We start from the raw sequence: 25,951 nt of genomic DNA, 5'->3' as shown, positions 1-25,951 counted from the left end.
TCGCAGGCAAGCCAGCTCCCACATTTTGAGCTGCGTCAGATCCAAAATGGTGCACTGAAAAATCAACGCCCATTTTCGGGCATCTCCTACACTCAGATCTCCCTCATCCCACCTTTTAAAAAGCTCATTCGGAACTAAATTCGGAACTATGGTGCAGAAATTGCTACTTGTGATCCGTCTGACACCGTTCAGTAACAGTCCTAAACGCGCCACAAGCGCTTATCTTGGTTTCCAGGGATTACATAATGAAAAAAGCATTGCTGACCCTTTCTGCACTGGCTCTGTGCATGGCTGCTGGTGTTGCGACAGCCAAGGAATACAAGGAATTGCGTTTTGGTGTCGATCCTTCCTACGCGCCGTTCGAATCCAAGGCCGCCGATGGCAGCCTGGTGGGCTTCGATATCGACCTGGGCAATGCGATCTGCGCCGAGCTGAAGGTTAAGTGCAAGTGGGTTGAAAGTGACTTCGACGGCATGATTCCAGGCCTCAACGCCAACAAGTTCGACGGCGTGATTTCCTCGATGACAGTGACCGAAGCCCGTGAAAAGGCGATCGACTTCTCCAGCGAGCTGTTCTCCGGCCCAACTTCCCTGGTGTTCAAAAAAGGCGCGAACTACTCCACGCCTGAGTCCCTCAAGGGCAAATCGGTAGGCTACGAGCAAGGCACTATTCAGGAAGCCTACGCCAAGGCGGTACTGGACAAGGCCGGTGTGACCACCAAGGCCTACGCCAACCAGGATCAGGTGTATGCCGATCTGACGTCCGGCCGTCTCGACGCTTCGGTGCAGGACATGCTGCAAGCCGAACTGGGCTTTTTGAAGTCGCCGGCAGGCGCTGACTACGAAGTCAGCAAGGCCATCGACGACCCATTGCTGCCGTCCAAAACGGCGGTCGGTATCAAACAAGGTAACAAAGACCTCAAGGCCTTACTCGATAAAGGTATCAAAGCGTTACACGATGATGGCACCTACGCCACTATCCAGAAGAAACACTTCGGCGATCTGAACCTGTACAGCGGTAAATAACACCCTGGCGCCCACCTGTTTCAGGTGGGCGCTTTTTTATCGCCATAGGTCCTGAATTCATGTTTGAAGATCTTTTGCAAACCCTGGGGCTGAGTGCCTTCAGTTTGAAGGGGTTCGGCCCGCTGTTGCTGCAAGGTACGTGGATGACCGTGAAACTGTCGGTCGCCTCCCTGGCCGTCAGCGTCCTGCTGGGCCTGATCGGCGCCAGCGCGAAACTGTCCAGCGTCAGCCTGATCCGCATCCCCGCCCAGCTCTACACCACCTTGATTCGCGGCGTGCCCGACCTGGTGCTGATGTTGCTGATTTTCTACAGCCTGCAAATCTGGTTGACCGGTTTTACCGACTTTATGGAATGGGACTACATCGAGATCGACCCATTCAGCGCCGGGGTCATCACCCTGGGCTTCATTTACGGTGCCTACTTCACCGAGACCTTTCGCGGCGCGATCCTCGCGGTGCCGCGTGGCCAGTTGGAAGCGGCGACCGCCTACGGGCTCAAGCGCGGGCAACGGTTTCGCTACGTGACCTTCCCGCAGATGATGCGCTTTGCCCTGCCGGGCATCGGCAATAACTGGATGGTGATGCTCAAGGCCACGGCGCTGGTGTCGATCATCGGTCTCGCGGACCTGGTCAAGGCGGCTCAGGATGCCGGCAAGAGCACCTATCAACTGTTCTATTTCCTGGTCATCGCAGCGTTTATCTACCTGCTGATCACCAGCGCCTCCAACTTCGTCCTGCGTCGGCTTGAACGTCGCTACTCCGCTGGGTCCCGGGAGGCCGTGCGATGATCGAACTTGTGCAGCAATACTGGCGCCCCTTCCTTTATAGCGACGGCCAAAACATCACCGGGCTGGCGATGACCCTGTGGCTGCTCAGCGCCTCGCTGGTGATTGGTTTTCTGGTGTCGATCCCGCTGTCCATCGCCCGCGTTTCGCGCAAGCGCTACATACGCTGGCCGGTGCAGTTTTACACCTACCTGTTTCGGGGTACGCCGCTGTATATCCAACTGCTGATCTGCTACACCGGGATCTACAGCATTGCGGCCGTGCGTGCGCAACCGGTGCTGGATACGTTCTTTCGTGATGCGATGAACTGCACCATCCTCGCCTTCGCCCTGAACACCTGCGCCTACACCACCGAGATTTTCGCCGGCTCGATCCGCAGCATGGCCCACGGTGAAGTCGAGGCGGCCAAGGCCTACGGCTTAAGCGGCTGGAAGCTGTACGCCTATGTGATCATGCCGTCGGCCCTACGCCGCTCGTTGCCGTACTACAGCAATGAAGTGATCCTGATGCTGCACTCGACCACCGTGGCGTTTACCGCGACGGTGCCGGACATTCTCAAGGTAGCGCGGGATGCCAACTCGGCTACCTACATGACCTTTCAATCATTCGGCATCGCTGCGCTGATCTACCTGACTGTGACCTTTGCCCTGGTGGGGCTGTTTCGTCTGGCGGAGCGCCGTTGGCTGGCCTTTCTCGGGCCGAGCCACTAAGGAGTCGTTATGCGTCATCAGGTACATGAGCTGATCGCGCCGGTGCCCGGCACGGCGCGGCAGATTCACAGTTTCCACTTCGGCCCGGAACAGGCTGAAGGCAAGATCTACATCCAGTCATCGCTGCATGCCGACGAACTGCCGGGCATGCTGGTGGCCTGGCACCTCAAGGTGCGCCTGGCTGAGTTGGCGGCGGCCGGAAGGCTGCTGAGCGAAATCGTGTTGGTGCCCATTGCCAACCCGGTGGGCCTGGAGCAGGTGTTGATGGACATTGCGCTGGGCCGCTACGAGCTCGAAAGCGGGCAGAACTTCAATCGCCTGTTTGTCGACCTCAGTGAGCAAGTCGGTGACCAAGTCGAATATTTGCTGGGCAATGATCCCCAGCACAACGCGCGTCTGATTCGCGCCGCCTTGGCCACGGCCTTGGCCGCGCAAACCGCCGACACCCAGTTGCAATCCCAGCGCCTGGTACTGCAACGCCTGGCCTGCGACGCCGACATGGTGCTGGACCTGCATTGCGACTTCGAAGCCGTGGCGCACCTGTACACCACGCCCCAGGCGTGGCCACAGGTGGAGCCGCTGGCGCGCTATATCGGCTCGGAAGCCAACTTGCTCGCCACCGATTCCGGCGGGCAGTCCTTCGATGAGTGTTTCACCCTGGTGTGGTGGCAGTTGCAACAACGCTTCGGCGAGCGCTTCCCGATTCCCCTGGGCAGCTTTTCGGTGACCGTCGAACTGCGTGGCCAGGGCGACGTCAATCACGGCCTCGCCAGCCTCGACTGCCAGGCGATCATCGACTACCTGATCCACTTCGGCGCGATTGCCGGCGACGTCGCGCCACAGCCCGAGCTGCCCTACCCGGCCACCCCGTTGGCAGGCGTGGAACCTGTGACCACGCCAGTCGGCGGTTTGCTGGTGTTCAGCGCCCTGCCGGGGGAATACCTGGAAGCCGGGCAATTGATCGCCGAAATCATCGACCCCATTACCGACCGCGTAACGCCCGTGCACTGTAAAAACGCCGGCCTACTTTACGCCCGTTCGCTGCGCCGCATGGCCACTGCCGGGATGGTCATCAGCCATGTCGCCGGTACTGAAGCCTACCGCAGCGGCTACCTACTTTCGCCTTGAGGATGCACGCCCCATGTACAAATTGACCGTTGAAGGCCTGCATAAAAGCTATGGCGACAATGAAGTGCTCAAAGGTGTCTCGCTCAAGGCCAAGACCGGCGACGTGATCAGCCTGATCGGCGCCAGCGGCTCGGGCAAAAGCACCTTTTTGCGCTGCATCAACTTCCTGGAAACCCCCAACGACGGCGCAATGACCCTCGACGGCCAGCAGATCCGCATGGTCAGCGACCGCCACGGCATGCGCGTGGCCGACGACGCCGAGTTGCAACGCCTGCGCACACGGTTGGCGATGGTGTTCCAGCATTTCAACCTGTGGAGCCACATGAACGTGCTGGAAAACATCACCATGGCCCCGCGCCGAGTGCTGGGTTGCAGCAAGAAAGACGCCGAAGACCGCGCCCGTCGCTACCTGGACAAGGTAGGTTTGCCGGCACGCGTGGCCGATCAGTACCCGGCATTCCTCTCCGGTGGCCAGCAGCAACGGGTGGCTATCGCCCGCGCCCTGGCCATGGAACCGGAGGTGATGCTGTTCGACGAACCGACCTCGGCCCTCGACCCGGAGCTGGTCGGTGAGGTGTTGAAGGTGATCCAGGGGCTGGCCGAGGAAGGCCGCACCATGATCATGGTCACCCACGAAATGAGCTTTGCGCGCAAGGTGTCGAGCCAGGTGCTGTTCCTGCACAAAGGCCTGGTGGAAGAGCAAGGTGCGCCTGCCGATGTGCTGGGCAATCCAAAGAGCGAGCGCCTGCAGCAGTTCTTGAGCGGCAATTTGAAGTAAACCTTTGCGGCGCCTGGAGGGTCTCTGGAAGAGAGCCTCCAGAGCGTCAGACTCCGCATGGCAAAACCCTTCGACTTCGCCAAACACTGGTTTGCCGCCAAAGGCTGGAAACCGTTCGCCTTTCAGAAAGACGTGTGGGCGGCGGTCAAGCAGGGCCAGTCAGGCTTGCTGCATGCCAGCACTGGCGCGGGTAAAACCTATGCACTGTGGTTTGCTGCCCTCAATCGCTTCGCCATCACCCGCCCACCCACCACCGATAAACGTAAAGCGCCGCCTGCGCCGCTGACGGTGTTGTGGATCACGCCGATGCGTGCGCTGGCCGCCGACACCGCACGCGCCCTTGAAGCGCCGCTGGCGGCCTTGCAGATTCCCTGGAGCGTCGGCCTGCGCACCGGCGACACCAGCAGCAGCGAACGCGCACGCCAAACCCGCCGCCAGCCCACTGCGCTGGTCACCACGCCGGAAAGTCTTACGTTGATGCTGGCGCGGGCCGACAGCGAGCCGAGCCTGGCGCACCTGCGCATGGTGATCGTGGATGAATGGCATGAACTGATCGGCAATAAACGTGGCGTCCAACTGCAGCTGGCGCTGGCGCGACTGCGGCGTTGGCATCCGGAGCTGATGGTGTGGGGGATTTCCGCGACGCTGGGCAATCAATCCCACGCCTTGGAGGTTTTGGTCCCACAAGGCGGCGGGATCAATGTGCAGGGGCAAACAGCCAAAAAGTTGCACGTGGATACGTTGTTGCCGCCCGCCACCGAGCGCTTTCCTTGGGCCGGGCACATCGGTTTAAAAATGTTGCCGCAGGTGGTGGCCGAAGTGGATGCCAGCAGCAGTTGCCTGGTGTTTACCAATACGCGGGCGCAGTCGGAGATTTGGTATCAGGCGTTGCTCGAAGCCCGTCCGGACTGGGCGGGGTTGATTGCTTTGCATCATGGCTCACTCTCGCGGGAGACGCGCGACTGGGTGGAGCGGGCCCTGAAAGACGGTCAGCTAAAAGCCGTGGTGTGCACCTCCAGCCTGGATCTGGGTGTGGACTTCCTGCCGGTGGAGCGCGTCTTGCAGATTGGCTCGGCGAAAGGTGTGGCGCGCCTGATGCAGCGCGCCGGGCGCTCCGGCCATGCGCCGGGGCGGCCGTCGCGGGTGACGCTGGTGCCCACCCACAGTCTAGAGTTGGTGGAGGCCGCCGCCGCCCAGGATGCGATTGCGCAGCGACGCATCGAAACCCGTGAATCGCCTTACAAACCGCTGGATGTGCTCGTACAGCACTTGGTGAGCATGGCGCTGGGCGGCGGTTTCACGCCGGATGCACTGCTGGCGGAAGTGCGCGGCGCCTGGGCGTATCGCGACCTCACACAGGCGGATTGGGCCTGGGCGCTAGGGTTTGTGCGCCATGGCGGGCTGTCGCTGACGGCTTACCCGGATTATCGCCGGGTGGAGCCCGATGAGCAGGGCATCTGGCGCGTGCCGGATGCGCGGTTGGCCCGCCGCCATCGCATGAGCGTGGGCACTATCGTCAGTGATGCGAGTATTGCGCTGAAATTCTGGAGCAAGGGCGGCGGCGGCAAGAACTTGGGCAGCGTCGAGGAAGGCTTTATCGCACGGCTCAAACCCGGCGATGGCTTCCTGTTTGCCGGGCGTTTGCTGGAGCTGGTGCGCGTGGAAAACATGACCGCTTATGTGCGCCGCAGCACTGCGAAGAAAGCCGCTGTGCCGCGCTGGAATGGCGGGCGCATGCCGCTTTCCAACGAGCTGGCCCAGGCCGTAGTCGAGCGCTTTGACGCGGCGGCACACGGGCACTTCGATGGCCCGGAGATGCGGGCGGTGCAACCCTTGCTGCAAACCCAGCTGCGCTGGTCCGGCTTGCCGACGCGTGCGCATCTGCTGGCCGAAGCCCTCAAGTCGCGGGAGGGCTGGCACCTGTTTCTTTACCCGTTCGCCGGGCGCCAGGTGCATCTGGGGTTGGCGAGCCTGCTGGCGTGGCGGGTCAGCCAACAGCAGCCGGTGACCTTTTCAATTGCCGTGAATGATTACGGGCTGGAACTGTTGAGCGCCACGCCGGTGGATTGGCCACTGTTGCTGAACGCGGCGTTGCTGAGCCCGCAAAATTTGCTGACCGACGTCGCGGCCAGCCTGAACGCCGGAGAACTGGCCCTGCGCCGCTTTCGCGAAATCGCCCGCATCGCCGGGTTGGTGTTCGCCGGCTACCCCGGCGCGCCGAAAAGCACGCGGCAGGTGCAGGCTTCCAGCGGTTTGTTCTTCGAAGTGTTCAAACAATATGACCCGCAGAACCTGTTGCTGACCCAAGCCGGGGAAGAAGTCCTGCGTGATGAGTTGGACATTCGTCGGCTGGAACAGACATTGCGCCATCTGGTGGTGCTGCAATTGGACCTGCATGTGATCGAACGGCCTACACCGCTGGCCTTCCCGCTGCTGGTCGAGCGAATGCGCGAGAGCATGAGTTCGGAAAAACTCTCGGAGCGCATTGCGCGGATGGTCAAGGACCTCGAAAAAGTCGCGGATAACGGGAAACGCTGATGCATTGTTCAGTGACGCTTGAGGGAGAAGAGCTTTGGCTGCTGGCGGATAAGGCCATGTTCTGGCCCGCTCGCCAGTGCCTGCTGATTGCCGACGCGCACTTTGGCAAAGCGTCTGCCTATCGCAGCCTGGGGCAACCGGTGCCACAAGGCACCACCACTGAAAACCTGCTGCGCCTGGACCGGCTGTTATCGGCCTTACCGTGCGCGCAGGTGATTTTTCTCGGCGACTTCCTGCACGGCCCGGGATCGCACGCCAGCGGCACCCTGAGCGCCTTGAGGGGCTGGCGTGAGCGCAATCCCAAGGTAGCCATGACGTTGATTCGCGGCAATCACGATAAACGCGCAGGCGACCCGCCTGCCGACTTGAGGATTGAGGTGCTCCCCGAGCCGCTGCTGATGGGGCCGTTTGCCCTGCAGCACGAACCGGATGCCCATGCCAGCCACCACGTGCTGGCGGGGCATGTGCACCCGGTGTTTCGCTTGCGCGGCAAGGGCCGCCAGAGTTTGCGCCTGCCGTGCTTTCAGCTGGGGTCGCGGATCAGCCTGTTGCCGGCATTTGGCGCGTTTACCGGGGGGTATTCAGTGGAGCAGAGCGACGATCGGCGGATCTTTGTGATCGGCGACGAGCAAGTATGGCCGGTGCGCTGAAAAGCCGGCCATGTCTCTTGCCCTGACTGATCAGGCGACAGGCGCGGGTGGCGGCTCATCCGGAAGGGTTGGCTCACCGGGCTCGGTGGGCTGTTGGGGCCAATCTTCGTCAGGCTGGCCGGGAATGCCACCTGCAAAGGCCGGATCAGCCATCAGGGACCAGGCCAGAACACCAATCTGGTTGGGTTCAAGCCGGGCGAGTTCGGCGCTGATTCGCGGGTCGATCTTCATAAAGTACTCCTCAAGCGTGGCTCGGTGCGTTTTGCACGCACCGAGGCAGTACACCCAATAGAGTCACTTCCCGCAGACTAATTCCCTTTACGTGTAAGACCTTTCGATCAAGCGCGTGGGAGTGTGACGCCGCGCTGGCCCTGGTACTTGCCGGCGCGGTCTTTATAGGACACTTCACAGGCCTCGTCGGACTGCAGGAACAGCATCTGTGCCACGCCTTCGTTGGCGTAGATCTTCGCCGGCAACGTGGTGGTGTTGGAGAACTCCAGGGTCACGTGGCCTTCCCACTCCGGCTCAAGCGGCGTCACGTTGACGATGATGCCGCAGCGCGCGTAGGTGCTTTTACCCAGGCAGATGGTCAGCACATCGCGGGGAATGCGGAAGAACTCCACGGTGCGCGCCAGGGCGAAGGAGTTTGGCGGAATAATGCACACGTCGCTCTTAACGTCGACGAAACTCTTTTCGTCAAAGTTTTTAGGATCGACGATCGCCGAATTGATGTTGGTGAACACCTTGAATTCATCGGCGCAACGCACGTCGTAGCCGTAGCTGGAAACGCCGTAGGAAATCACGCGCTCATCGCCTTCGCCACGAATCTGGCGTTCAACGAACGGTTCGATCATGCCGTGCTCTTGCGCCATGCGGCGAATCCACTTGTCCGATTTGATGCTCATGGCGGGTGTCCTGAATAGCGAGGTGGAAAAATTCTGTTGGGCATCTTACCGGGGCCGGCGTTGGGGTTCAAAGGGCGCCGGGGTTTTCTTGACGAATGCACTGCCTGCTATAGGCCGTAGCCAGTGGGGCCGGGGCTCACATAGCAGCCATCAGGGACTGTAAATACCACCGCCAGTCACGAATTTAGAGAAACCTTGGGAAATACCATTGGCACGTTCCGGAAAAAGGGTTAAGGTGGCGCCACTGTGCTGCTTGTGTCACTGAGAATCTCTACACGATATGTTGAATTTCGATCCAACCATCTCCAAGAATTTTTCCTGCTCTTTGCACTCAGTCTCGGCCAGGGCTTTTCCTGAGTCGCAGTTAACTTTGTCCAAGGAGATACACCATGTCTAATCGCCAAACTGGTACCGTTAAGTGGTTCAACGATGAAAAAGGCTTCGGCTTCATCACTCCACAATCCGGTGACGACCTGTTCGTTCACTTCAAAGCTATCCAATCCGACGGCTTCAAAAGCCTGAAAGAAGGCCAACAGGTTTCTTTCATCGCTACCCGCGGTCAGAAAGGCATGCAAGCTGAAGAAGTTCAAGTTATCTAACTTGTACTGACTTAGTCGAAAAAACCCCGCCCTTAAAAGCGGGGTTTTTTATGCCTGGGATTTAGCGCTACGCCAAGGGAATAGGCGATCGCTCCTACGCTCTGCGTGGGAACGCAGCCAAGGACGCTCTACGCCCCAAAGCGTGACGCAGAGCGTCACAGAGGCGCTCCCACGCAGAGCGTGGAAACGCTCACGGCGCACAGCAAAACGCCCGGTGCATTCTCATGCACCGGGCGTTATGTCGTAACGGCCTTACTAATCGTTACTGGAACAACGACTCACTCGACAAGCCGTTCTTCTCGAGGATCTCACGCAAGCGCTTGAGGCCCTCTACCTGGATCTGCCGCACACGCTCACGGGTCAGGCCGATCTCCAGGCCTACGTCCTCCAAGGTGCTGCTCTCATGGCCACGCAGGCCGAAGCGGCGAATCACCACTTCACGCTGCTTGTCCGTAAGCTCTGACAGCCACTGGTCAATGCTTTGGGAAAGATCATCGTCCTGCAACAGCTCGCAAGGATCCGTCGGACGATCATCCGTCAGGGTGTCCAGCAGGGTTTTATCCGAATCCGGACCCAGCGAGACATCGACTGAAGACACGCGCTCGTTCAGGCCGAGCATGCGCTTAACCTCGCCTACCGGTTTCTCCAACAGGTTGGCGATTTCTTCAGGCGAGGGTTCATGATCGAGTTTTTGTGTCAGCTCACGCGCCGCCCGCAGGTAGACGTTAAGCTCCTTGACCACGTGGATCGGCAACCGGATCGTGCGGGTTTGATTCATGATCGCCCGTTCGATGGTCTGGCGGATCCACCAGGTGGCATAGGTTGAAAAGCGGAAGCCCCGCTCAGGGTCGAACTTCTCCACCGCCCGGATCAAGCCCAGGTTACCTTCCTCGATCAGGTCCAACAGGGACAGCCCACGATTGACGTAGCGTCGGGCGATTTTCACCACCAGCCGCAGGTTGCTTTCAATCATGCGCTTGCGCCCAGCCGGATCGCCTTTTTGCGACAAGCGCGCAAAATGGACTTCTTCTTCGGGAGTGAGCAGAGGGGAAAAGCCGATTTCATTGAGATACAGCTGCGTTGCGTCGAGCGCCCGCGTGTAGTCAATGTACTTGTGCTGCTTTAACGCAGTGGAGTTCTTGGATTTGGTGCGAACTGAAGGCGTTGCAGGCCCTTCATCATTTGACATCGAATCCGTAGCGATGCCGGTCTCCATAAGGAGAACCTCATCGTCGATGTCAAACTCCGGCGCTTCTTTACTGAGAGCCATTGTTATAGTCCTTTGGTGAGTTCGACCTCAAGCTCAAGCGACGCCTTTATCCTTGGCAACGCTGGAGCCTGTTCCTTCTACGTGAGGGAACAGGCTGTGCAACCTATCAACGACGGGGTAGGAATTGCAGCGGATCTACAGGCTTCCCTTGACGGCGAATCTCAAAGTGCAGTTTCACCCGGTCTGTGCCAGTTGATCCCATTTCGGCAATTGTCTGTCCGACTTTGACCTGCTGCCCCTCCCGAACCAACAGCCTACGGTTGTGGCCGTAAGCACTGACGTAGGTATCGCTGTGTTTGATGATGACCAGTTCGCCGTAGCCCCGCAAACCACTCCCGGCGTACACCACTGTCCCATCAGACGCAGCTAAAACAGGCTGTCCCAAATCCCCGGCGATATCAATGCCTTTATTCAAACTACCGTTTGAAGAGAATTTTCCAATTAATACCCCGTTGGAAGGCCATCCCCAACCGGTCGGCGCGGGCCCTGCAGGCGGCAACGGCGCGGCTGCCGGCTTGCTCGCAGCCGTAGACGCGGCGGTGCCTGCAGGCCGGGTGATGATGGTGGTTCTGCTCGAAGACGAGGGCGAAGATCCGGACTTTGTCACAACTGCCGTAGGCGCCGAACCGCTGCGCCCATCGAAACGAATGGTCTGCCCCGGATGTATCGTATAGGGCACAGGAATGTTGTTACGCGCTGCGAGTGCCTTGTAGTCCCAGCCGTAACGGAAGGCGATCGAGAACATCGCGTCCCCCTTTCGCACTACATATTGCCCGGTGGTGACCGTCGGTTTTTGCGGCACTGCATTATTACGGTCAACTACCCGCGCGCCCCCGGAAGGCGTGCTCGAACAAGCAGCCAATAAGGAACTCAAGACAAGGCCAAGCACCAGTCGCTGAAAGCTTGTTTTACTCATACGCTGCGCAAGACCTGTGAGACTCACCCGCCGCTCCCTTTGTGGTGGCTGAACATGAACGCCTGTATCAGGCTTGAAATATGACGCAAGTATAACTGGGCATTGGATTTTTACCGGCACACGACTGAAACGAAAAATTCATCATGTTTAAACCCGGCTTCCAATCATGTTGACTCTACAAGCCCCGCCGTAAGACACATCCCCACTCACAGAATTCACTGCTAGCGAATAAATGATCAAGCCAGCGGGCCGTTGAGCAACGGCACGAAGCGCACAGCCCCCAGCACGTGCCGGGAAAAGCCTTCGTCCTCGCGGATAATGAGCATCAATTGTTGCACTTCGCCGGAGCCCACGGGGATCACCAATCGGCCACCAGGCGCCAACTGATCGAGCAACGCCTGCGGCACATCGGTGGCAACAGCCGTGACAATGATGCCGTTATACGGCGCCAGCGCCGGCCAACCTTCCCAACCATCGCCCCAGCGGAACACCACGTTGCGCAGGTTCAGTTCCACCAGGCGCTCCTTGGCACGGTCCTGCAGGACCTTGATGCGCTCCACCGAGAACACACGCTCCACCAGTTGTGACAGCACGGCGGTCTGGTAACCCGAACCGGTGCCGATTTCCAGCACCTTGTCCAACGGCCCCGCCGCCAGCAACAGCTCACTCATGCGCGCAACCATATAAGGCTGCGAGATGGTCTGGTTGTGGCCGATGGGCAATGCGGTGTCTTCATAGGCGCGGTGCGCCAGCGCTTCATCGACAAACAGGTGGCGTGGTGTACGCCGGATCACTTCCAGCACCTGAGCGTTTGACAGCCCCTCTTCGTACAGACGTTGGATCAAACGCTCGCGAGTACGCTGGGAGGTCATCCCGATGCCACGGCGCAACAGGTCGTCTTGTTCACGCGCCATCAACGCAGCCCCTCGAGCCAGCCATCGAGACTACTGAAGGCATCACTGAAGGTGCGATCAAGCTGCAACGGGGTAATCGAAACATAACCTTGCATCACCGCATGAAAGTCCGTGCCCGGGCCACCGTCCTCGGCGTCGCCCGCTGCCGCGATCCAATAACCTTCCTTGCCACGCGGATCGACCACCTTCAATGGCGCCGCCGCGCGGGCGCGATGGCCCAGGCGCGTCAGCTGGATGCCGCGAATATGGTCGAGGGGCAAGTTGGGGATATTGACGTTGAGCACGGTGCGCGGCGGCAAGTCCAGGGAGCCGTGGGCTTGCACCAGCTTGCGCGCGAAATACGCCGCCGTCGCCAGGTTATCCAGTTGCCGCGAGGCAAACGAAAAAGCGAACGAAGTTCGCCCCAGGAAACGCCCTTCAAGGGCCGCCGCCACGGTGCCGGAATACAACACGTCGTCGCCCAGGTTGGCGCCGAGGTTGATGCCCGACACCACCAGGTCCGGCTCATGGTCCAACAAGCTGTTGATCGCCAGGTGCACGCAGTCGGTGGGGGTACCGTTTACGCTGATAAAGCCATTGGCCAGAACCTGCGGGTGCAACGGACGGTCGAGCGTCAGCGAACTGCTGGCGCCGCTCTTGTCCTGGTCCGGGGCAACCACCACACACTCGGCATAATCTTGCAGCGCAGCATAAAGCGCGGCAAGGCCAGGTGCGGTGGCACCGTCATCGTTTGATATCAGAATACGCATGGGCTGTCCGTCTGCCCCACCGGCACCAGATCAACAAGCTCGCGCACCAACACAGTGGCGAAGCATCCGGCCGGCAGGACGAATTCCAATTGCAGAATGTCAGGACCGGGATAATGCCACGTCAACCCGCCAATGGGCAGTCGAAGAATGCGCCGTTCCTGGCTCATGCCGGCATTCACCAGCCAATCGCGCAGGTCGGCTTCGCTGGCGGCAATCGTTTGCTCAAGCTCATGGGTGATGCCGCTGGCCGGCGAATCGCCCTCGCCCCACTGCGGCCCGGTCGGGTGCAGGTCCAGGATCGCCAGGCGCGGGTCGCTGCATTCCGCTTCCCCGGCCGGGAAAAAACTGCGGCTGTCGGTAAAGGCCAGCAGGTCGCCGACTTGGGCGCGCTGCCAGGAACCGTCTGCGACACGTGCCGCCAAGACTTTGTTGAACAGGAAACTGCGCGCCGTGGACAACAGCCGCGAACGCACATTGCGCTGCTCCGGCAAAGCCTTGCGCGCCGCCCATTCACGCGCATCCACTACGTTGCCGCCGTTGTGGCCAAAGCGTTGGGCGCCGAAGTAGTTGGGGATGCCGTGCTGAGCAATCAGTTGCAGACGCGCATCGATGGCGGCGGTATCGCCGGCCAACTGGGTCAGGCGCAAGGTAAAACCGTTGGCCGCATGTGCACCGCGCTGCAGCTTGCGCTTGTGGCGGGTCATTTTAAGGATCTTGAGGGTGTCGTTTTCCGCACCGCTCATGTCCGGGTCGGCCTTGCCCGGCAGTTGCACGCTGAACCACTGGCGGGTCAACGCCTGGCGGTCCTTGAGCCCGGCATAGCTGACGGTGCGCAACGGCACGCCGGCAGCCTTGGCGATACGCCGCGCAGCCTCTTCAGTATTCAGACCACGCTTTTCGACCCACAGCCACAGGTGCTCACCGTCGCCGGTCAGCGGGATATCCAGGACTTCGTCGACCTGAAAATCTTCAGCCGTCGCCTTCAGGACCGCGCTGCCCAAGGCCTCGCCATAGGCACGCGGGCCCAGCAATTCCAAGTCATTCATGCGCGCAGCAACAAGGCAACGGAGTGCACCGCGATGCCTTCTTCCCGGCCGGTAAACCCGAGCTTTTCGGTGGTGGTGGCTTTCACGTTGACTTGATCCAATTCAATTTGCAGGTCCGCGGCAATCAATGCGCGCATCGATTCGATATGCGGGGCCATTTTCGGGGCCTGGGCGACGATGGTGTTGTCGACGTTGCCAACCTTCCAGCCTTTGGCGTGGATCAGGCCGACCACGTGGCGCAACAGCGCGCGGCTGTCCGCGCCCTTGAAGGTTGGGTCGGTGTCCGGAAAGTGTTTGCCGATATCGCCCAACGCCGCCGCGCCGAGCAAGGCATCGCTCAAGGCATGCAACACAACGTCGCCGTCAGAATGAGCCAGCAACCCATGGTGGTGTGCAATGCGCACGCCGCCCAAGGTGATGAAATCGCCTTCAGCGAAACGGTGCACATCATAGCCGTGGCCAATACGCATAAAAAAACGCCCCGATTTAATTCAGGGCGTGATTCTACCTACTTTTGCCTCACATTAACCGAGCAAAGCACGACCATGATGTCGCAAATGATCTTCGATGAAGCTGGCGATAAAGAAGTAGCTGTGGTCGTAGCCAGGTTGCAGGCGCAGTTCGAGCGGATGGTTGGCCGCCTTGGCTGCTTGCTGCAGCGCCTCTGGCTTGAGCTGCACGGCGAGAAAATCGTCGCGGTCGCCTTGGTCCACCAGCAATGGCAGTTTTTCCGAGGCTTCGCTGATCAGCACGCAGGCATCCCATTCGCGCCACTTCGAGCGTTCTTCACCCAAGTAACGGGAGAAGGCTTTCTGGCCCCACGGGCAATCCATCGGGTTGTTGATCGGCGAAAACGCCGACACCGACTGGTAACGCCCCGGGTTGCGCAAGGCACACACCAACGCCCCGTGGCCGCCCATGGAATGGCCGCTGATGCCGCGTTTATCCGAGGCCGGGAAGTGCGCTTCAACCAACGCTGGCAATTCCTGCACCACGTAGTCATGCATCCGATAGTGCTTGGCCCAAGGTTCCTGGGTGGCATTCAGATAAAAGCCCGCGCCGAGGCCGAAATCCCAGGCGTTGTCCGGGTCGCCCGGCACACCCGGCCCACGCGGGCTGGTGTCCGGTGCGACGATGATCAGCCCCAGCTCAGCGGCCATGCGCTGGGCGCCGGCTTTTTGCATGAAGTTCTCGTCGGTGCAGGTCAGGCCGGACAGCCAGTACAACACCGGCAACTTGCCGCCCTGCTCCGCTTGCGGCGGCAGGTACACGGCAAAGGTCATGTCGCAACCGAGCACATCGGAATGATGCTTGTAGCGTTTATGCCAGCCGCCGAAGCTCTTCTGGCAGGACAGGTTTTCCAGACTCATGGCCGACCTCAGAAGTGGATGACGGTACGAATGCTCTTGCCTTCATGCATCAGGTCAAATGCTTTGTTGATGTCTTCCAGGCCCATGGTATGGGTGATAAACGTGTCTAACGGGATCTCGCCGGTCTGGGCCATTTCCACGTAGCTTGGCAATTCGGTACGACCACGCACGCCGCCGAACGCCGAACCGCGCCAGACGCGACCGGTGACCAGCTGGAACGGACGGGTGGCGATTTCCTGGCCGGCACCGGCCACGCCGATGATCACCGACTCGCCCCAGCCTTTATGGCAGCACTCAAGGGCGGCACGCATCAGCTGTACATTGCCGATGCACTCGAAGGAAAAGTCCACGCCGCCGTCGGTCAGGTCGACGATCACGTCCTGGATTGGGCGGTCGTAGTCTTTCGGGTTGATGCAGTCGGTAGCACCCAGTTGTTTGGCGATTTCGAACTTGGCCGGGTTAATGTCGATGGCAATGATGCGACCGGCCTTGGCCTTGACCGCGCCGATGATGGCCGACAGGCCAATACCGCCGAGGCCGAAGATCGCCACGGTGTCGCCCGGTTTGACCTTGGCCGTGTTGATCACCGCACCGATGCCGGTGGTAACGCCACAACCCAGCAAGCAGACTTTTTCCAGCGGTGCTTCTTTAGGAATCTTGGCTACGGAGATTTCCGGCAGCACGGTGTACTCGGAGAACGTCGAAGTACCCATGTAGTGGAAAATCGGCTGGCCTTTGTAGGAAAAACGCGTGGTGCCATCGGGCATCAGGCCTTTGCCCTGGGTGGCGCGAATGGCCTGGCACAGGTTGGTCTTGCCCGACAGGCAGAATTTGCACTTGCCGCATTCCGGGGTGTACAGCGGGATCACGTGGTCGCCGACGGCCACCGAGGTCACGCCCTCGCCGATCGCTTCAACCACCGCGCCGCCTTCATGGCCGAGGATCGACGGGAAGATGCCTTCTGGGTCGGCGCCCGACAAGGTGTAGGCGTCGGTATGGCACACGCCGGATGCGACCACCCGCAACAGCACCTCGCCGGCCTTGGGCATGGCGACATCCACTTCAACGATCTCAAGGGGCTTTTTCGCTTCGAAGGCTACGGCGGCGCGGGACTTGATCATCCGGGTTTCTCCATGGAATTAAAAACTGAGGCGGTGAGTGTAAAACATGGCCCAGTGATTAATAATCCGGGCGAAAGCAAAACTTTATTGCTGTACAGGGATAATCGACATGCTGGAGAACCGCTGGGAAGGCATCGATGAGTTTGTTGCGGTGGCCGAATGCAGCCAATTCACGGCAGCGGCCGAGCGGCTTGGGGTGTCGTCGTCACATATCAGCCGGCAGGTGGCACGCCTGGAGGAGCGCCTGCAAACGCGGTTGCTGTACCGCAGTACGCGCAAGGTGACCCTGACCGAAGCCGGCCAGACCTTCCTGCAACACTGCCAGCGCCTGCAGGACGGTCGCGAAGAAGCGCTGCGCGCCGTCGGCGACCTCACCAGCGAACCCAAGGGCATGTTGCGCATGACCTGCGCGGTGGCGTACGGCGAGCGCTTTATCGTGCCGCTGGTCACGCGGTTTATGGGGCTCTACCCGCAATTGCGTGTGGATATTGAGTTGAGCAATCGCCAGTTGGACCTGGTGCATGAAGGCCTCGACCTGGCAATCCGCCTGGGCCGTTTGCAGGATTCGCGCATGGTCGCCAGCCGCTTGGCCCCTCGGCGCATGTACCTGTGCGCGTCGCCGTCCTACCTGGCACGGTATGGCCGACCACATAGTTTGTCGGAGTTGAGTCGGCATAACTGCCTGATCGGCAGCTCGGATATTTGGCAACTGGCCCAGGACGGGCGCGAATTTTCTCAACGGGTGCAGGGAAACTGGCGCTGCAACAGTGGGCAAGCGGTATTGGATGCGGCGTTGCAAGGGGTTGGGTTGTGCCAGTTGCCGGACTATTACGTGTTGGAACACCTTCACACTGGCGCGTTGGTGTCGCTGCTGGAAGCGCATCAGCCGCCGAACACGGCGGTGTGGGCGCTGTATCCGCAGCAGCGGCATTTATCGCCCAAGGTCAGGAAACTGGTGGATTTTCTCAAACAGGGCTTGGGTGAACATCCGGTCTATCGGCAATAAACAGCTACCACTTGTTCATGGCCTGGTTGCCGGTAAATAGCCGCACCCACTGCATAGCCAGGCCACCCCATGACATCCAACACCTACCAGCTTCAGCGCATCAATCAATTTGTCCGCAAGGTCCTGGCCGATTTTCCAGTGCCCTGCGAAATCGCCGCCCGGTTACTCGACGACCGCCTGCAACCGTTCAGCCAGGAACAATTGGACCCGGACACCACGTTCCTGACCACCATCGAGTACAACACCGATAAGCCCAACGCGGCGTATACCGGGGTGATCGTGAAATCCATGACCCTCACCGAGGCCATGATCAGCAACGCCCCCCACGCCCCGGGCGGCATGATCAATACCACTGGCTTTTCCACCACCGCGCCGTACTTCAACATCGTCAGTGAACTGCCGCGCCTGATGGATAACCGCATCCCGGAGATGTTCAACGAAGAGTTCATTACCGCTGGCTGGATCCCGCCCAGGCGCTATGAAGCGCTGTATCGACAGAGTGAGCCGCAAGTTTACGACCCGAGCACCCAACTGGACATCGCCCCCGAGGACTTGAGAAATGCTATTCGCTCAAGCCATTTCGAACAGGCCTACGACAGGGCAATCACACAGTTCTGGAGCGCACATCGGGATAATTACAACACCCTGATGCGCATCGCGTTTACCAAGGCCTACCTCGATCAGTTCGAGGAGTTCACCCTGACCGTGGCAGAAAGGGAGCTGGCTGCCCGGGCGGCCGGCCTGGTCGACAAGGATTACAGCAACCTGACCCTGGAAGACTTTCAGGCGCCCTACCAGGCGGACAGAAACCTGTCGGTGCGTTTACTGCGCATTCATCAGGCCGAAGCCACGGACATCCTGACGATCACTGACAACCAGAGCCAGATCACCCTGTTGTACATTCCGGGCAACTCCTCGCCCTTCCACGGTTTCAACGCTGTGGCAGAAATGCGCATGGCATTGGTAAACGTGGCGAAGGATCCCACCCAGCGCAAAGCCTTGGTCAACCACTTTGAACCCGATACCGTCGACTCCGGCCTGATGTACAGCGGCGTCGAGGAAGCGCTGATAGGCATGGCGCTGTACCCAAACGTTTCCAGCCCACCTGGTTTTTTCAATAGCCTGCTGCACAACGGCTATTGGGACCCTGAGCAATACATCAACAACCCGATGTACCCGGTGCTGAACAGCAACCCGTTTGAATTCATCGCTCGGCAGATCAGGACACGTATTGCAAAGATGGCGGCAAAAACCATTGTCTCGCCCCTGGATACCTTCAAGGCCGACACCCTCGACGCCCTCGAAAAAGCCTGCCTGCTGGCGATTCCTGTGGCGCTGACGATGGGTTCCGCGCTACTGGCGGAGTTTTGTTTCGTGACGTCTGGCTTGGCCGCAATGGCAATCGGTGCCGACGACTTGCTCAAAGACAAACCACAAGCCATGGAGCGCATCGTGTTTGGCGCCCTGAATGCGCTGCCGGTGGTGTTCCATGGCATTGCCAAAGGCGCCAACAACTTGGAGCGCCTGCGCCCCACCTTGAGCCAGGCCTCACGCGAGCGGGGCGGCCGGATCAGTGTCGAGGTGCAAAGCGAAGCAGCACTGTCGTCGCCCACCGAAAGTCGCCCGCTGGTTACCGCCTCCGCTCCCAGCGGTTTACAGCGCATAAAGATTCAGGGCGAGATGTTCCTGACCTACACAACACCGAATGCCTGGGGCTCTTTTGAACTCTTCGTGACCGCCCCCAACGCACCCGAGACCCTCCAGTCCACGGGTCTCTACGCCATTCAGAGCGCGGACAAACAATGGCGGAGTGCCGGGCTGGCTGGCGGCGGGGGCTTCCGTAATGCCTGGCAACGGATTTACACATGGTTTGGCGGCACAGACAACTCGAGCTTCTTCGCGGCCTACCAAATGCCACCGCCCGTGCGCGACACCCTCTCGGACATGCTCACCGACAAAGGCTTGTTTTCGCAAGACTACGAACCCGTTGGCGATAGCGTAGAGTCGATCAAGAATACCCGGCAAGTGTTCTTCGAGAGGCGAGCCAAATTGGACAAAGATTCGGCTACGTTCTTCAACGACCAGACCTTGTCGCCCATACAACCGGTGCTCCCCAGATTCAGCTTGAACGAATCACAACAGGTCATTATCGAGAAACTGTTCCTCGCCAGTGATGGCCTCGTTATAGGCGAAAACCACGCAGCGGCATCGAGCAAAGCCCTCCTGATCGACAACATGCAGCTGTTCGCCAGCCAAGGCGTCAAACGCATCTACTTCGAGCATTTACTGACAGATGTGCATGTGCCCTTGTTGAAGGCGTTTTACCGGTCAAGGACCGCGCCGATGGCCGATGAACTGAAACAATATCTGGACGGGATCTACCCGATCCTGCGCAACCGCTATTACTCGTTCAGCAACATCATCATCAAGGCCCGTGACGCGGGGATCAAGATCCAGCCGATCGACTGCATCGCGAGCTACATTCTTCGCGACATGCAAGACGCCGCCGGCACACTGCGTCAACGGATGATGAACTACTACGCCACCGAGGTGATTCAATGGCTTCAGACCACCAAGCGCCGCCCAGGAAAATGGGTGGCACTGGTGGGCAACACCCACACCAATACGTTCAAGGGCATCCCCGGGCTTGCGGAGCTCACCGGCAGCATCAGCCTGCGGGTCGAAGATGCAGTGGCGACCCAACGCCTGGGTATCGAAGCCGATCCGGGGCGCACCGCCAGCCTGGGCATCAACAGAGGGGAAGGCACGGTCAAGGCCAACCTGGTCTTGCGCGTGGACACGGCCACCTTGCAGCATTCGGTGGAATCACAGCCCGGTGCGTCGCACAGTCAGGTGGTGAAGTCTCCCCAAACCCTGCTGAACCGGCCGGGCCAGTTCATGCTCACGCAGGACGCTACCACTCAGGCAGCGCAGATTCACTATCGCTCGCGACGCGGGGATTTGCGCAGTGTCAGGATCAATCAGCAGGGCCGCCGGTACGTCATCAGCGTGACCGGCTGGCCATTCGATGAGAAACCGTTCGAGAGCATTCAGGCCTTGGTGAGCGCGCTGAAAACCCAGCCCGGGTTGGAGGAAGTCAGTGCTTGAAGGTCAGGACGCTTGATAAGCCCGGCGCTGGCGCAGCCACTCGAGGTCTTCGGGGCGGGTGACCTTGATATTGTCCGCGCGCCCTTCGATCAGGCGTGGCGCCTGGCCGGCCCATTCCATGGCCGAGGCTTCGTCGGTGATCACGGCGTCAGCCACCAGGCTGTCGGCCAAGGCCCGGTGCAAGGCGCCCAGGCGGAACATCTGCGGTGTATAGGCTTGCCAGATCAGGCTGCGGTCCACGGTTTCGACCACGCGCCCGTGCTTGTCGGCGCGCTTGAGGGTGTCGCGTGCGGGGACGGCCAGCAAGCCGCCAACTGGGTCGTGCGCCAGTTCAGCCAGGAGTTTGTCCAAGTCATCACGGCCCAGGTTCGGCCGCGCCGCATCGTGCACCAACACCCAGTCGTCGTCATCGGCGCCCAGGGCATTCAGGTGCAGCAGCGCATTGAGTACCGAACCCGAGCGCTCTGACCCACCGTCGGCACGTTGGATACGTGGGTCGGTGGCGCACGCCAGCGTGGGCCAATAAGGGTCATCAGACGCCAGACTGACCACCAGACCCTTAAGCGCTGGATGGTCGAGGAAACAGCCGAGGCTGTGTTCGAGAATAGTGCGCCCGCCCAGTTGCAGGTACTGCTTGGGACGGTCCGCGGCCATACGGGCACCGACGCCCGCGGCAGGAATCACGGCCCAGAAGGCCGGCAAAGGGTGATTCATTGGGCCAACTGGTAGAGGGTTTCGCCCTCCTTGACCATGCCCAATTCATGACGGGCCCGCTCTTCAACGGTCTCCGTACCTTTTTTCAGCTCAAGCACTTCGGCATCGAGGACGCGGTTGCGCTCCAGCAGACGTTCGTTTTCGGCGTGCTGGTCGGCAATTTGCTGGGTCAACTCTTCCACCTGCGCAAAGCTGCCATTACCCACCCATAGGCGGTACTGCAGGCCAGCCAGCAACAAGAGCAAGACGAGGAACAACCAATTGGGACTGCGCATCGAAATCCGGGTATCCAGTAAAAAAAGACAGCCATGCAAAACTTGTTAAGCAACTGATAGCACGAAGCCTGGAAGAACCAGGCTTGTGCTTGGTAGCCATCAGATTAGCGCCGAAAACTACTCTATCGAGATTTTTCGGCTGCGACCTGTCGACTTTTTACCATTTAACAATCAGCCGCGAAACTCGCTGCGACCGTTGTACTTGGCTTTACCTGCCAGTTGCTCTTCGATACGCAGCAATTGGTTGTACTTGGAAACGCGGTCGGAACGGCACAGGGAACCGGTCTTGATCTGCCCAGCCGAAGTGCCCACGGCCAGGTCGGCGATGGTCGAATCTTCGGTTTCGCCGGAGCGGTGGGAGATCACGGCGGTGTAGCCCGCAGCCTTGGCCATCTGGATGGCTTCCAGGGTTTCGGTCAGGGTGCCGATCTGGTTGAACTTGATCAGGATCGAGTTGGCGATCTTCTTGTCGATGCCTTCTTTCAGGATCTTGGTGTTGGTCACGAACAAGTCGTCGCCAACCAGTTGGATTTTCTCGCCGATCTTGTCGGTGAGAACTTTCCAGCCCGCCCAGTCGGACTCGTCCAGGCCATCTTCGATCGAGATGATCGGGTAGCGCTCGGTCAGGCCTTTGAGGTAGTCGGCAAAACCTTCGGAGGTGAACACGTGGCCTTCGCCGGCCAGGTTGTACTTGCCATCTTCGTAGAACTCGCTGGCAGCGCAGTCCAGAGCCAGGGTCACGTCGGTACCCAGCGTGTAGCCAGCATTGGCAACAGCTTCGGAGATCACTTTCAGTGCATCTTCGTTGGACGCCAGGTTCGGTGCGAAACCACCTTCGTCACCCACGGCGGTGCTCAGGCCACGAGCCTTCAGCACAGCTTTGAGGTGATGGAAAATCTCGGTGCCCATGCGCAGGCCTTCGGAGAAGGTCTTGGCGCCAACCGGCTGCACCATGAATTCCTGGATGTCGACGTTGTTATCGGCGTGCTCGCCACCGTTGATGATGTTCATCATCGGCACCGGCATCGAGTAAACACCCGGGGTGCCGTTCAGGTTGGCGATGTGTGCGTACAACGGCAGGTCCTGGTCCTGGGCAGCGGCCTTGGCAGCAGCCAGGGACACAGCGAGGATGGCGTTGGCGCCCAGGCTGCCTTTGTTTTCAGTGTTGTCGAGCTTGATCATCGCGTGGTCCAGGGCTTTCTGGTCCAGCGGGTCCTTGCCCAGCAACAGGTCACGGATCGGGCCGTTAATGTTGGCTACAGCCTTGAGTACACCTTTGCCCAGGTAACGGCTCTTGTCGCCATCACGCAGTTCCAGCGCTTCGCGCGAACCCGTGGAAGCACCGGACGGCGCGCACGCGCTGCCGATGATGCCGTTATCGAGAAGCACGTCGGCTTCGACGGTGGGGTTGCCACGGGAGTCGAGAACTTCACGACCTTTGATGTCGACGATTTTTGCCATTGTTGTAAACACTCCAAAGTTGACGAAAACGACGCAGCTGAAGGAAATCTTTTGACCGACCGCAAGGGTGGAACAACGGGCAGGCTTGCAGGCGACAAGGCTCAGGCCCGCAGGCCTGAGCGTAAAGCGAGGGAAAGTCTACCGGAGAAATGGCGCTTACGCGGTCTCTACTGTCGGAAAACTCTTGACCAGTTCGTCCAACTGCTTGAGCTGGGCCAGAAACGGCTCCAGCTTGTCCAGGCGCAGAGCGCATGGGCCGTCGCATTTGGCATTGTCCGGGTCCGGGTGGGCTTCCAGGAACAGGCCCGCCAGCGACTGGCTGATGCCTGCCTTGGCCAGGTCCAGCACTTGGGCACGCCGCCCGCCGGCGGAGTCGGCGCGACCACCGGGCATTTGCAGCGCGTGGGTCACGTCGAAGAACACCGGGTATTCGAACTGTTTCATGATGCCGAAACCGAGCATGTCCACCACGAGGTTGTTGTAGCCGAAGCTCGAACCACGCTCGCAGAGGATCAACTGGTCGTTACCCGCTTCCACGCATTTGCTCAGGATGTGCTTCATTTCCTGGGGCGCGAGAAACTGGGCTTTCTTGATATTGATCACAGCGCCGGTCTTGGCCATGGCGACCACGAGGTCGGTCTGGCGCGACAGGAAGGCCGGCAGCTGGATGATGTCGCACACCTCGGCGACCACGGCAGCCTGCTCAGGCTCGTGGACGTCGGTGATGATCGGCACGCCGAAGGCTTGCTTGATGTCCTGGAAGATCCGCATGCCTTCTTCAAGGCCCGGGCCGCGATAAGAGGTCACGGACGAACGGTTGGCCTTGTCAAAGCTGGCCTTGAACACGTAAGGGATACCGAGTTTCTGGGTAACCTTTACGTACTCTTCACAGACCTGCATCGCCATGTCGCGGCTTTCCAGCACGTTCATGCCGCCGAACAGCACCATGGGCTTGTCGTTGGCAATCTCGATGTCGCCTACGCGAATGATCTTCTGGGCCATCAGGTTTACGCCTTCTTCTGATGTTGCGTCAGTGCAGCTTTAACGAAACCGCTGAACAATGGGTGACCGTCGCGCGGGGTCGAGGTGAACTCAGGGTGGAACTGGCAGGCCACGAACCACGGATGATCCGGAGCCTCGACCACTTCAACCAGCTTGCCATCACCGGAGCGACCGGAGACTTTCAGGCCGGCTTCTTTGATTTGCGGCAGCAGGTTGTTGTTCACTTCGTAACGGTGACGGTGACGCTCGACGATCACGTCCTTGCCATAGCAATCGTGAACCAGCGAGCCAGACTCCAGCAGGCAATCCTGCGCGCCAAGGCGCATGGTGCCGCCCAGGTCGGAGCTTTCGGTGCGGGTTTCAACGGCGCCGGTAGCGTCTTCCCACTCGGTGATCAAGCCCACGACCGGGTGGCCGCTGGTGTGATCGAACTCGGTGGAGTTGGCGTCTTTCCAGCCCAGCACGTTACGGGCGAACTCGATAACGGCCACTTGCATGCCCAGGCAGATACCCAGGTACGGCACTTTGTTTTCACGGGCGAACTGCACGGCGGTGATCTTGCCTTCCACGCCACGCAGGCCGAAACCGCCGGGCACGAGGATCGCGTCAACACCTTCGAGCAGCGCGGTGCCCTGGTTCTCGATGTCTTCGGAGTCGATGTAGCGCAGGTTGACCTTGGTGCGGTTGCTGATACCGGCGTGGCTCATCGCTTCGATCAGCGACTTGTACGCATCCAGCAGCTCCATGTACTTGCCGACCATGGCGATGGTGACTTCATGCTCAGGGTTGAGCTTGGCGTCGACCACGGCTTCCCACTCGGACAGGTCCGCACCGTTGCACTGCAGGCCGAAACGCTCGACCACAAAATCATCCAGGCCTTGCGAGTGCAGGATGCCCGGGATCTTGTAGATGGTGTCGGCGTCTTCCAGGGCAATCACCGCACGCTCTTCAACGTTGGTGAATTGCGCGATCTTGCGACGCGAGGAAATGTCGATCGGGTGATCGGAGCGGCACACCAGCACGTCCGGCTGCAGGCCGATGGAACGCAGTTCCTTGACCGAGTGCTGGGTAGGCTTGGTTTTGGTTTCGCCAGCGGTGGCGATGTACGGCACCAGTGTCAGGTGCATCAGCATCGCGCGCTTGGCGCCGACTTCGAAACGCAACTGGCGGATAGCTTCGAGGAACGGTTGGGATTCGATGTCACCCACGGTGCCACCGATCTCGACCATCGCCACGTCAGCATCGCCTGCACCCTTGATGATGCGGCGCTTGATTTCGTCGGTGATGTGCGGGATCACCTGAATGGTTGCACCCAGGTAGTCACCACGGCGCTCTTTGCGCAGCACGTGCTCGTAGACGCGGCCGGTGGTGAAGTTGTTGTTCTGGGTCATGGTCGTGCGGATGAACCGCTCGTAGTGGCCCAGGTCCAGGTCGGTTTCGGCGCCGTCGTGTGTGACGAACACTTCACCGTGCTGGAACGGGCTCATGGTGCCCGGGTCAACGTTGATGTACGGGTCCAGCTTGAGCATGGTGACCTTAAGTCCCCGCGCCTCCAGGATGGCCGCCAATGAAGCGGAGGCAATGCCTTTCCCCAATGAAGAAACAACACCGCCCGTGACGAATATGTAGCGCGTCATGAAAAACCCTAGAAGTCTGCGTTAAAGCGGTCCGAGCCGCCGGGGAAAGCGAAGGAAGGCCGAAGCCCCCGATCACCTGCATTAATCACAGTGCACCTTTCAAAAAAACCGCCGCGTTGTGACAGACCAGCAATGAAACACCGGTACGTTGATCGCTACACATTTTTTGGAATCGCCCAGCAAAGACTGCTTGGTAATCGGCAACTGCTGCGATTCAGTCGAATCCACAGAAGTTGTATCAAGA

25 protein-coding genes are annotated in these 25,951 nt (G+C 59.8%); 10 read left to right on the top strand and 15 right to left on the bottom strand.

Going from position 1 to position 25,951, the window contains the following annotated elements; all coding sequences use genetic code 11:
* Positions 1–245: 245 nt before the first annotated feature.
* From KZH41_RS08155 to pdeM, 7 genes are read left to right on the top strand one after another with little or no spacing between them, the layout of a single operon-like run.
* Positions 246–1,025, top strand: coding sequence for a transporter substrate-binding domain-containing protein (locus KZH41_RS08155; protein WP_094950026.1), 780 nt, complete (start codon positions 246–248; stop codon positions 1,023–1,025).
* A gap of 59 nt (positions 1,026–1,084) precedes the next feature.
* Positions 1,085–1,813 carry an ABC transporter permease gene (locus KZH41_RS08150; protein WP_094950027.1) on the top strand — a complete coding sequence of 243 codons (729 nt, stop codon included), beginning with the start codon at positions 1,085–1,087 and terminating at the stop codon, positions 1,811–1,813.
* On the top strand, positions 1,810–2,520 hold the full coding sequence (locus KZH41_RS08145; protein ID WP_263274654.1) for an ABC transporter permease: 711 nt from the start codon (positions 1,810–1,812) through the stop codon (positions 2,518–2,520). Before KZH41_RS08150 ends, KZH41_RS08145 begins: the two co-directional genes overlap by 4 nt.
* Positions 2,521–2,529: 9 nt before the next feature.
* Positions 2,530–3,648, top strand: coding sequence for a succinylglutamate desuccinylase/aspartoacylase family protein (locus KZH41_RS08140; RefSeq protein WP_263274653.1), 1,119 nt, complete (start codon positions 2,530–2,532; stop codon positions 3,646–3,648).
* 13 nt (positions 3,649–3,661) lie between these two features.
* Positions 3,662–4,426, top strand: a complete 765-nt coding sequence (locus KZH41_RS08135) for an ABC transporter ATP-binding protein (protein ID WP_094950030.1) — start codon at positions 3,662–3,664, stop codon at positions 4,424–4,426.
* Positions 4,427–4,483: 57 nt separating this feature from the next.
* Positions 4,484–6,964 (top strand): ligase-associated DNA damage response DEXH box helicase, encoded by a 2,481-nt coding sequence (locus KZH41_RS08130; RefSeq protein ID WP_263274652.1) that lies wholly within the window; start codon positions 4,484–4,486, stop codon positions 6,962–6,964.
* The gene (pdeM, locus tag KZH41_RS08125; protein ID WP_263274651.1) at positions 6,964–7,614 is read left to right on the top strand and encodes a ligase-associated DNA damage response endonuclease PdeM; all 651 of its coding nucleotides are present in this window, start codon (positions 6,964–6,966) and stop codon (positions 7,612–7,614) included. Before KZH41_RS08130 ends, pdeM begins: the two co-directional genes overlap by 1 nt.
* Positions 7,615–7,644: 30 nt before the next feature.
* On the opposite strand, the gene KZH41_RS08120 is transcribed toward pdeM, so the two are convergent.
* Positions 7,645–7,845, bottom strand: a complete 201-nt coding sequence (locus tag KZH41_RS08120) for a hypothetical protein (protein WP_094950032.1) — start codon at positions 7,843–7,845, stop codon at positions 7,645–7,647.
* A 107-nt stretch (positions 7,846–7,952) separates the two neighbouring features.
* Entirely contained in the window at positions 7,953–8,519 is a 567-nt protein-coding gene (gene dcd / locus KZH41_RS08115) for a dCTP deaminase (RefSeq protein ID WP_003189215.1), read from the bottom strand.
* Between the two features lie 389 nt (positions 8,520–8,908).
* Between dcd and KZH41_RS08110 the strand changes: the two genes are divergently transcribed.
* Positions 8,909–9,118, top strand: a complete 210-nt coding sequence (locus KZH41_RS08110; protein WP_002554837.1) for a cold-shock protein — start codon at positions 8,909–8,911, stop codon at positions 9,116–9,118.
* 262 nt (positions 9,119–9,380) lie between these two features.
* Here KZH41_RS08110 and rpoS read toward each other — a convergent pair whose 3' ends face one another.
* The 8 genes from rpoS to KZH41_RS08070 form a co-directional block, all read right to left on the bottom strand.
* Positions 9,381–10,388: an RNA polymerase sigma factor RpoS gene (rpoS, locus tag KZH41_RS08105; protein ID WP_094950033.1), complete on the bottom strand. Its 1,008-nt coding sequence runs from the start codon at positions 10,386–10,388 to the stop codon at positions 9,381–9,383.
* Between the two features lie 106 nt (positions 10,389–10,494).
* On the bottom strand, positions 10,495–11,331 hold the full coding sequence (locus tag KZH41_RS08100; protein WP_263274650.1) for a peptidoglycan DD-metalloendopeptidase family protein: 837 nt from the start codon (positions 11,329–11,331) through the stop codon (positions 10,495–10,497).
* 209 nt (positions 11,332–11,540) lie between these two features.
* Positions 11,541–12,176, bottom strand: a complete 636-nt coding sequence (locus tag KZH41_RS08095) for a protein-L-isoaspartate(D-aspartate) O-methyltransferase (RefSeq protein WP_169850588.1) — start codon at positions 12,174–12,176, stop codon at positions 11,541–11,543.
* Positions 12,177–12,217: 41 nt separating this feature from the next.
* Complete coding sequence (surE, locus tag KZH41_RS08090; protein WP_094950035.1) at positions 12,218–12,967, bottom strand: 5'/3'-nucleotidase SurE; 750 nt, start codon at positions 12,965–12,967, stop codon at positions 12,218–12,220.
* On the bottom strand, positions 12,955–14,013 hold the full coding sequence (truD, locus tag KZH41_RS08085; protein WP_094950036.1) for a tRNA pseudouridine(13) synthase TruD: 1,059 nt from the start codon (positions 14,011–14,013) through the stop codon (positions 12,955–12,957). Before truD ends, surE begins: the two co-directional genes overlap by 13 nt.
* A complete protein-coding gene (gene ispF, locus KZH41_RS08080) occupies positions 14,010–14,483 on the bottom strand; it encodes a 2-C-methyl-D-erythritol 2,4-cyclodiphosphate synthase (RefSeq protein ID WP_092487654.1) in 474 nt (157 codons plus the stop codon). Before ispF ends, truD begins: the two co-directional genes overlap by 4 nt.
* A gap of 54 nt (positions 14,484–14,537) precedes the next feature.
* Positions 14,538–15,383, bottom strand: coding sequence for an S-formylglutathione hydrolase (fghA, locus tag KZH41_RS08075; protein WP_078047218.1), 846 nt, complete (start codon positions 15,381–15,383; stop codon positions 14,538–14,540).
* A gap of 8 nt (positions 15,384–15,391) precedes the next feature.
* Positions 15,392–16,504: an S-(hydroxymethyl)glutathione dehydrogenase/class III alcohol dehydrogenase gene (locus KZH41_RS08070; protein WP_012722612.1), complete on the bottom strand. Its 1,113-nt coding sequence runs from the start codon at positions 16,502–16,504 to the stop codon at positions 15,392–15,394.
* 109 nt (positions 16,505–16,613) lie between these two features.
* On the opposite strand from KZH41_RS08070, the gene KZH41_RS08065 reads away from it, so the two are divergent.
* Both KZH41_RS08065 and KZH41_RS08060 read left to right on the top strand, forming a co-directional pair.
* On the top strand, positions 16,614–17,510 hold the full coding sequence (locus KZH41_RS08065; protein ID WP_094950037.1) for a LysR substrate-binding domain-containing protein: 897 nt from the start codon (positions 16,614–16,616) through the stop codon (positions 17,508–17,510).
* A gap of 69 nt (positions 17,511–17,579) precedes the next feature.
* Positions 17,580–20,618, top strand: coding sequence for a dermonecrotic toxin domain-containing protein (locus tag KZH41_RS08060; protein ID WP_263274649.1), 3,039 nt, complete (start codon positions 17,580–17,582; stop codon positions 20,616–20,618).
* 3 nt (positions 20,619–20,621) lie between these two features.
* Here the strand turns inward: KZH41_RS08060 and ispD are convergent, their stop codons facing one another.
* The 5 genes from ispD to KZH41_RS08035 form a co-directional block, all read right to left on the bottom strand.
* A complete protein-coding gene (gene ispD / locus KZH41_RS08055) occupies positions 20,622–21,332 on the bottom strand; it encodes a 2-C-methyl-D-erythritol 4-phosphate cytidylyltransferase (protein ID WP_094950039.1) in 711 nt (236 codons plus the stop codon).
* Positions 21,329–21,607, bottom strand: coding sequence for a cell division protein FtsB (gene ftsB / locus KZH41_RS08050; RefSeq protein WP_057723188.1), 279 nt, complete (start codon positions 21,605–21,607; stop codon positions 21,329–21,331). The genes ispD and ftsB overlap by 4 nt, the downstream gene beginning before the upstream one ends.
* A 171-nt stretch (positions 21,608–21,778) precedes the next feature.
* Positions 21,779–23,068 carry a phosphopyruvate hydratase gene (eno, locus tag KZH41_RS08045; protein WP_094950040.1) on the bottom strand — a complete coding sequence of 430 codons (1,290 nt, stop codon included), beginning with the start codon at positions 23,066–23,068 and terminating at the stop codon, positions 21,779–21,781.
* Between the two features lie 156 nt (positions 23,069–23,224).
* Entirely contained in the window at positions 23,225–24,070 is an 846-nt protein-coding gene (kdsA, locus tag KZH41_RS08040) for a 3-deoxy-8-phosphooctulonate synthase (RefSeq protein WP_048719919.1), read from the bottom strand.
* Between the two features lie 5 nt (positions 24,071–24,075).
* Complete coding sequence (locus tag KZH41_RS08035; protein WP_094950041.1) at positions 24,076–25,707, bottom strand: CTP synthase; 1,632 nt, start codon at positions 25,705–25,707, stop codon at positions 24,076–24,078.
* Between the last annotated feature and the right edge of the window lie 244 nt (positions 25,708–25,951).

Origin of the sequence: Pseudomonas sp. YeP6b (assembly GCF_025642995.1) — a bacterium.
Classification (GTDB): Bacteria; Pseudomonadota; Gammaproteobacteria; order Pseudomonadales; family Pseudomonadaceae; genus Aquipseudomonas.
This window is presented reverse-complemented; position numbering and strand designations above follow the sequence as displayed.

What these genes read in the sequence shown, in the direction of transcription:
- KZH41_RS08155 (WP_094950026.1), top strand. Translation starts at nt 246, where the DNA reads ATGAAAAAAGCATTGCTGACCCTTTCTGCACTGGCTCTGTGCATGGCT.
- KZH41_RS08150 (WP_094950027.1), top strand. Translation starts at nt 1,085, where the DNA reads ATGTTTGAAGATCTTTTGCAAACCCTGGGGCTGAGTGCCTTCAGTTTG.
- KZH41_RS08145 (WP_263274654.1), top strand. Translation starts at nt 1,810, where the DNA reads ATGATCGAACTTGTGCAGCAATACTGGCGCCCCTTCCTTTATAGCGAC.
- KZH41_RS08140 (WP_263274653.1), top strand. Translation starts at nt 2,530, where the DNA reads ATGCGTCATCAGGTACATGAGCTGATCGCGCCGGTGCCCGGCACGGCG.
- KZH41_RS08135 (WP_094950030.1), top strand. Translation starts at nt 3,662, where the DNA reads ATGTACAAATTGACCGTTGAAGGCCTGCATAAAAGCTATGGCGACAAT.
- KZH41_RS08130 (WP_263274652.1), top strand. Translation starts at nt 4,484, where the DNA reads ATGGCAAAACCCTTCGACTTCGCCAAACACTGGTTTGCCGCCAAAGGC.
- pdeM (WP_263274651.1), top strand. Translation starts at nt 6,964, where the DNA reads ATGCATTGTTCAGTGACGCTTGAGGGAGAAGAGCTTTGGCTGCTGGCG.
- KZH41_RS08120 (WP_094950032.1), bottom strand. Translation starts at nt 7,845, where the DNA reads ATGAAGATCGACCCGCGAATCAGCGCCGAACTCGCCCGGCTTGAACCC.
- dcd (WP_003189215.1), bottom strand. Translation starts at nt 8,519, where the DNA reads ATGAGCATCAAATCGGACAAGTGGATTCGCCGCATGGCGCAAGAGCAC.
- KZH41_RS08110 (WP_002554837.1), top strand. Translation starts at nt 8,909, where the DNA reads ATGTCTAATCGCCAAACTGGTACCGTTAAGTGGTTCAACGATGAAAAA.
- rpoS (WP_094950033.1), bottom strand. Translation starts at nt 10,388, where the DNA reads ATGGCTCTCAGTAAAGAAGCGCCGGAGTTTGACATCGACGATGAGGTT.
- KZH41_RS08095 (WP_169850588.1), bottom strand. Translation starts at nt 12,176, where the DNA reads ATGACCTCCCAGCGTACTCGCGAGCGTTTGATCCAACGTCTGTACGAA.
- surE (WP_094950035.1), bottom strand. Translation starts at nt 12,967, where the DNA reads ATGCGTATTCTGATATCAAACGATGACGGTGCCACCGCACCTGGCCTT.
- truD (WP_094950036.1), bottom strand. Translation starts at nt 14,013, where the DNA reads ATGAATGACTTGGAATTGCTGGGCCCGCGTGCCTATGGCGAGGCCTTG.
- ispF (WP_092487654.1), bottom strand. Translation starts at nt 14,483, where the DNA reads ATGCGTATTGGCCACGGCTATGATGTGCACCGTTTCGCTGAAGGCGAT.
- fghA (WP_078047218.1), bottom strand. Translation starts at nt 15,383, where the DNA reads ATGAGTCTGGAAAACCTGTCCTGCCAGAAGAGCTTCGGCGGCTGGCAT.
- KZH41_RS08070 (WP_012722612.1), bottom strand. Translation starts at nt 16,504, where the DNA reads ATGATCAAGTCCCGCGCCGCCGTAGCCTTCGAAGCGAAAAAGCCCCTT.
- KZH41_RS08065 (WP_094950037.1), top strand. Translation starts at nt 16,614, where the DNA reads ATGCTGGAGAACCGCTGGGAAGGCATCGATGAGTTTGTTGCGGTGGCC.
- KZH41_RS08060 (WP_263274649.1), top strand. Translation starts at nt 17,580, where the DNA reads ATGACATCCAACACCTACCAGCTTCAGCGCATCAATCAATTTGTCCGC.
- ispD (WP_094950039.1), bottom strand. Translation starts at nt 21,332, where the DNA reads ATGAATCACCCTTTGCCGGCCTTCTGGGCCGTGATTCCTGCCGCGGGC.
- ftsB (WP_057723188.1), bottom strand. Translation starts at nt 21,607, where the DNA reads ATGCGCAGTCCCAATTGGTTGTTCCTCGTCTTGCTCTTGTTGCTGGCT.
- eno (WP_094950040.1), bottom strand. Translation starts at nt 23,068, where the DNA reads ATGGCAAAAATCGTCGACATCAAAGGTCGTGAAGTTCTCGACTCCCGT.
- kdsA (WP_048719919.1), bottom strand. Translation starts at nt 24,070, where the DNA reads ATGGCCCAGAAGATCATTCGCGTAGGCGACATCGAGATTGCCAACGAC.
- KZH41_RS08035 (WP_094950041.1), bottom strand. Translation starts at nt 25,707, where the DNA reads ATGACGCGCTACATATTCGTCACGGGCGGTGTTGTTTCTTCATTGGGG.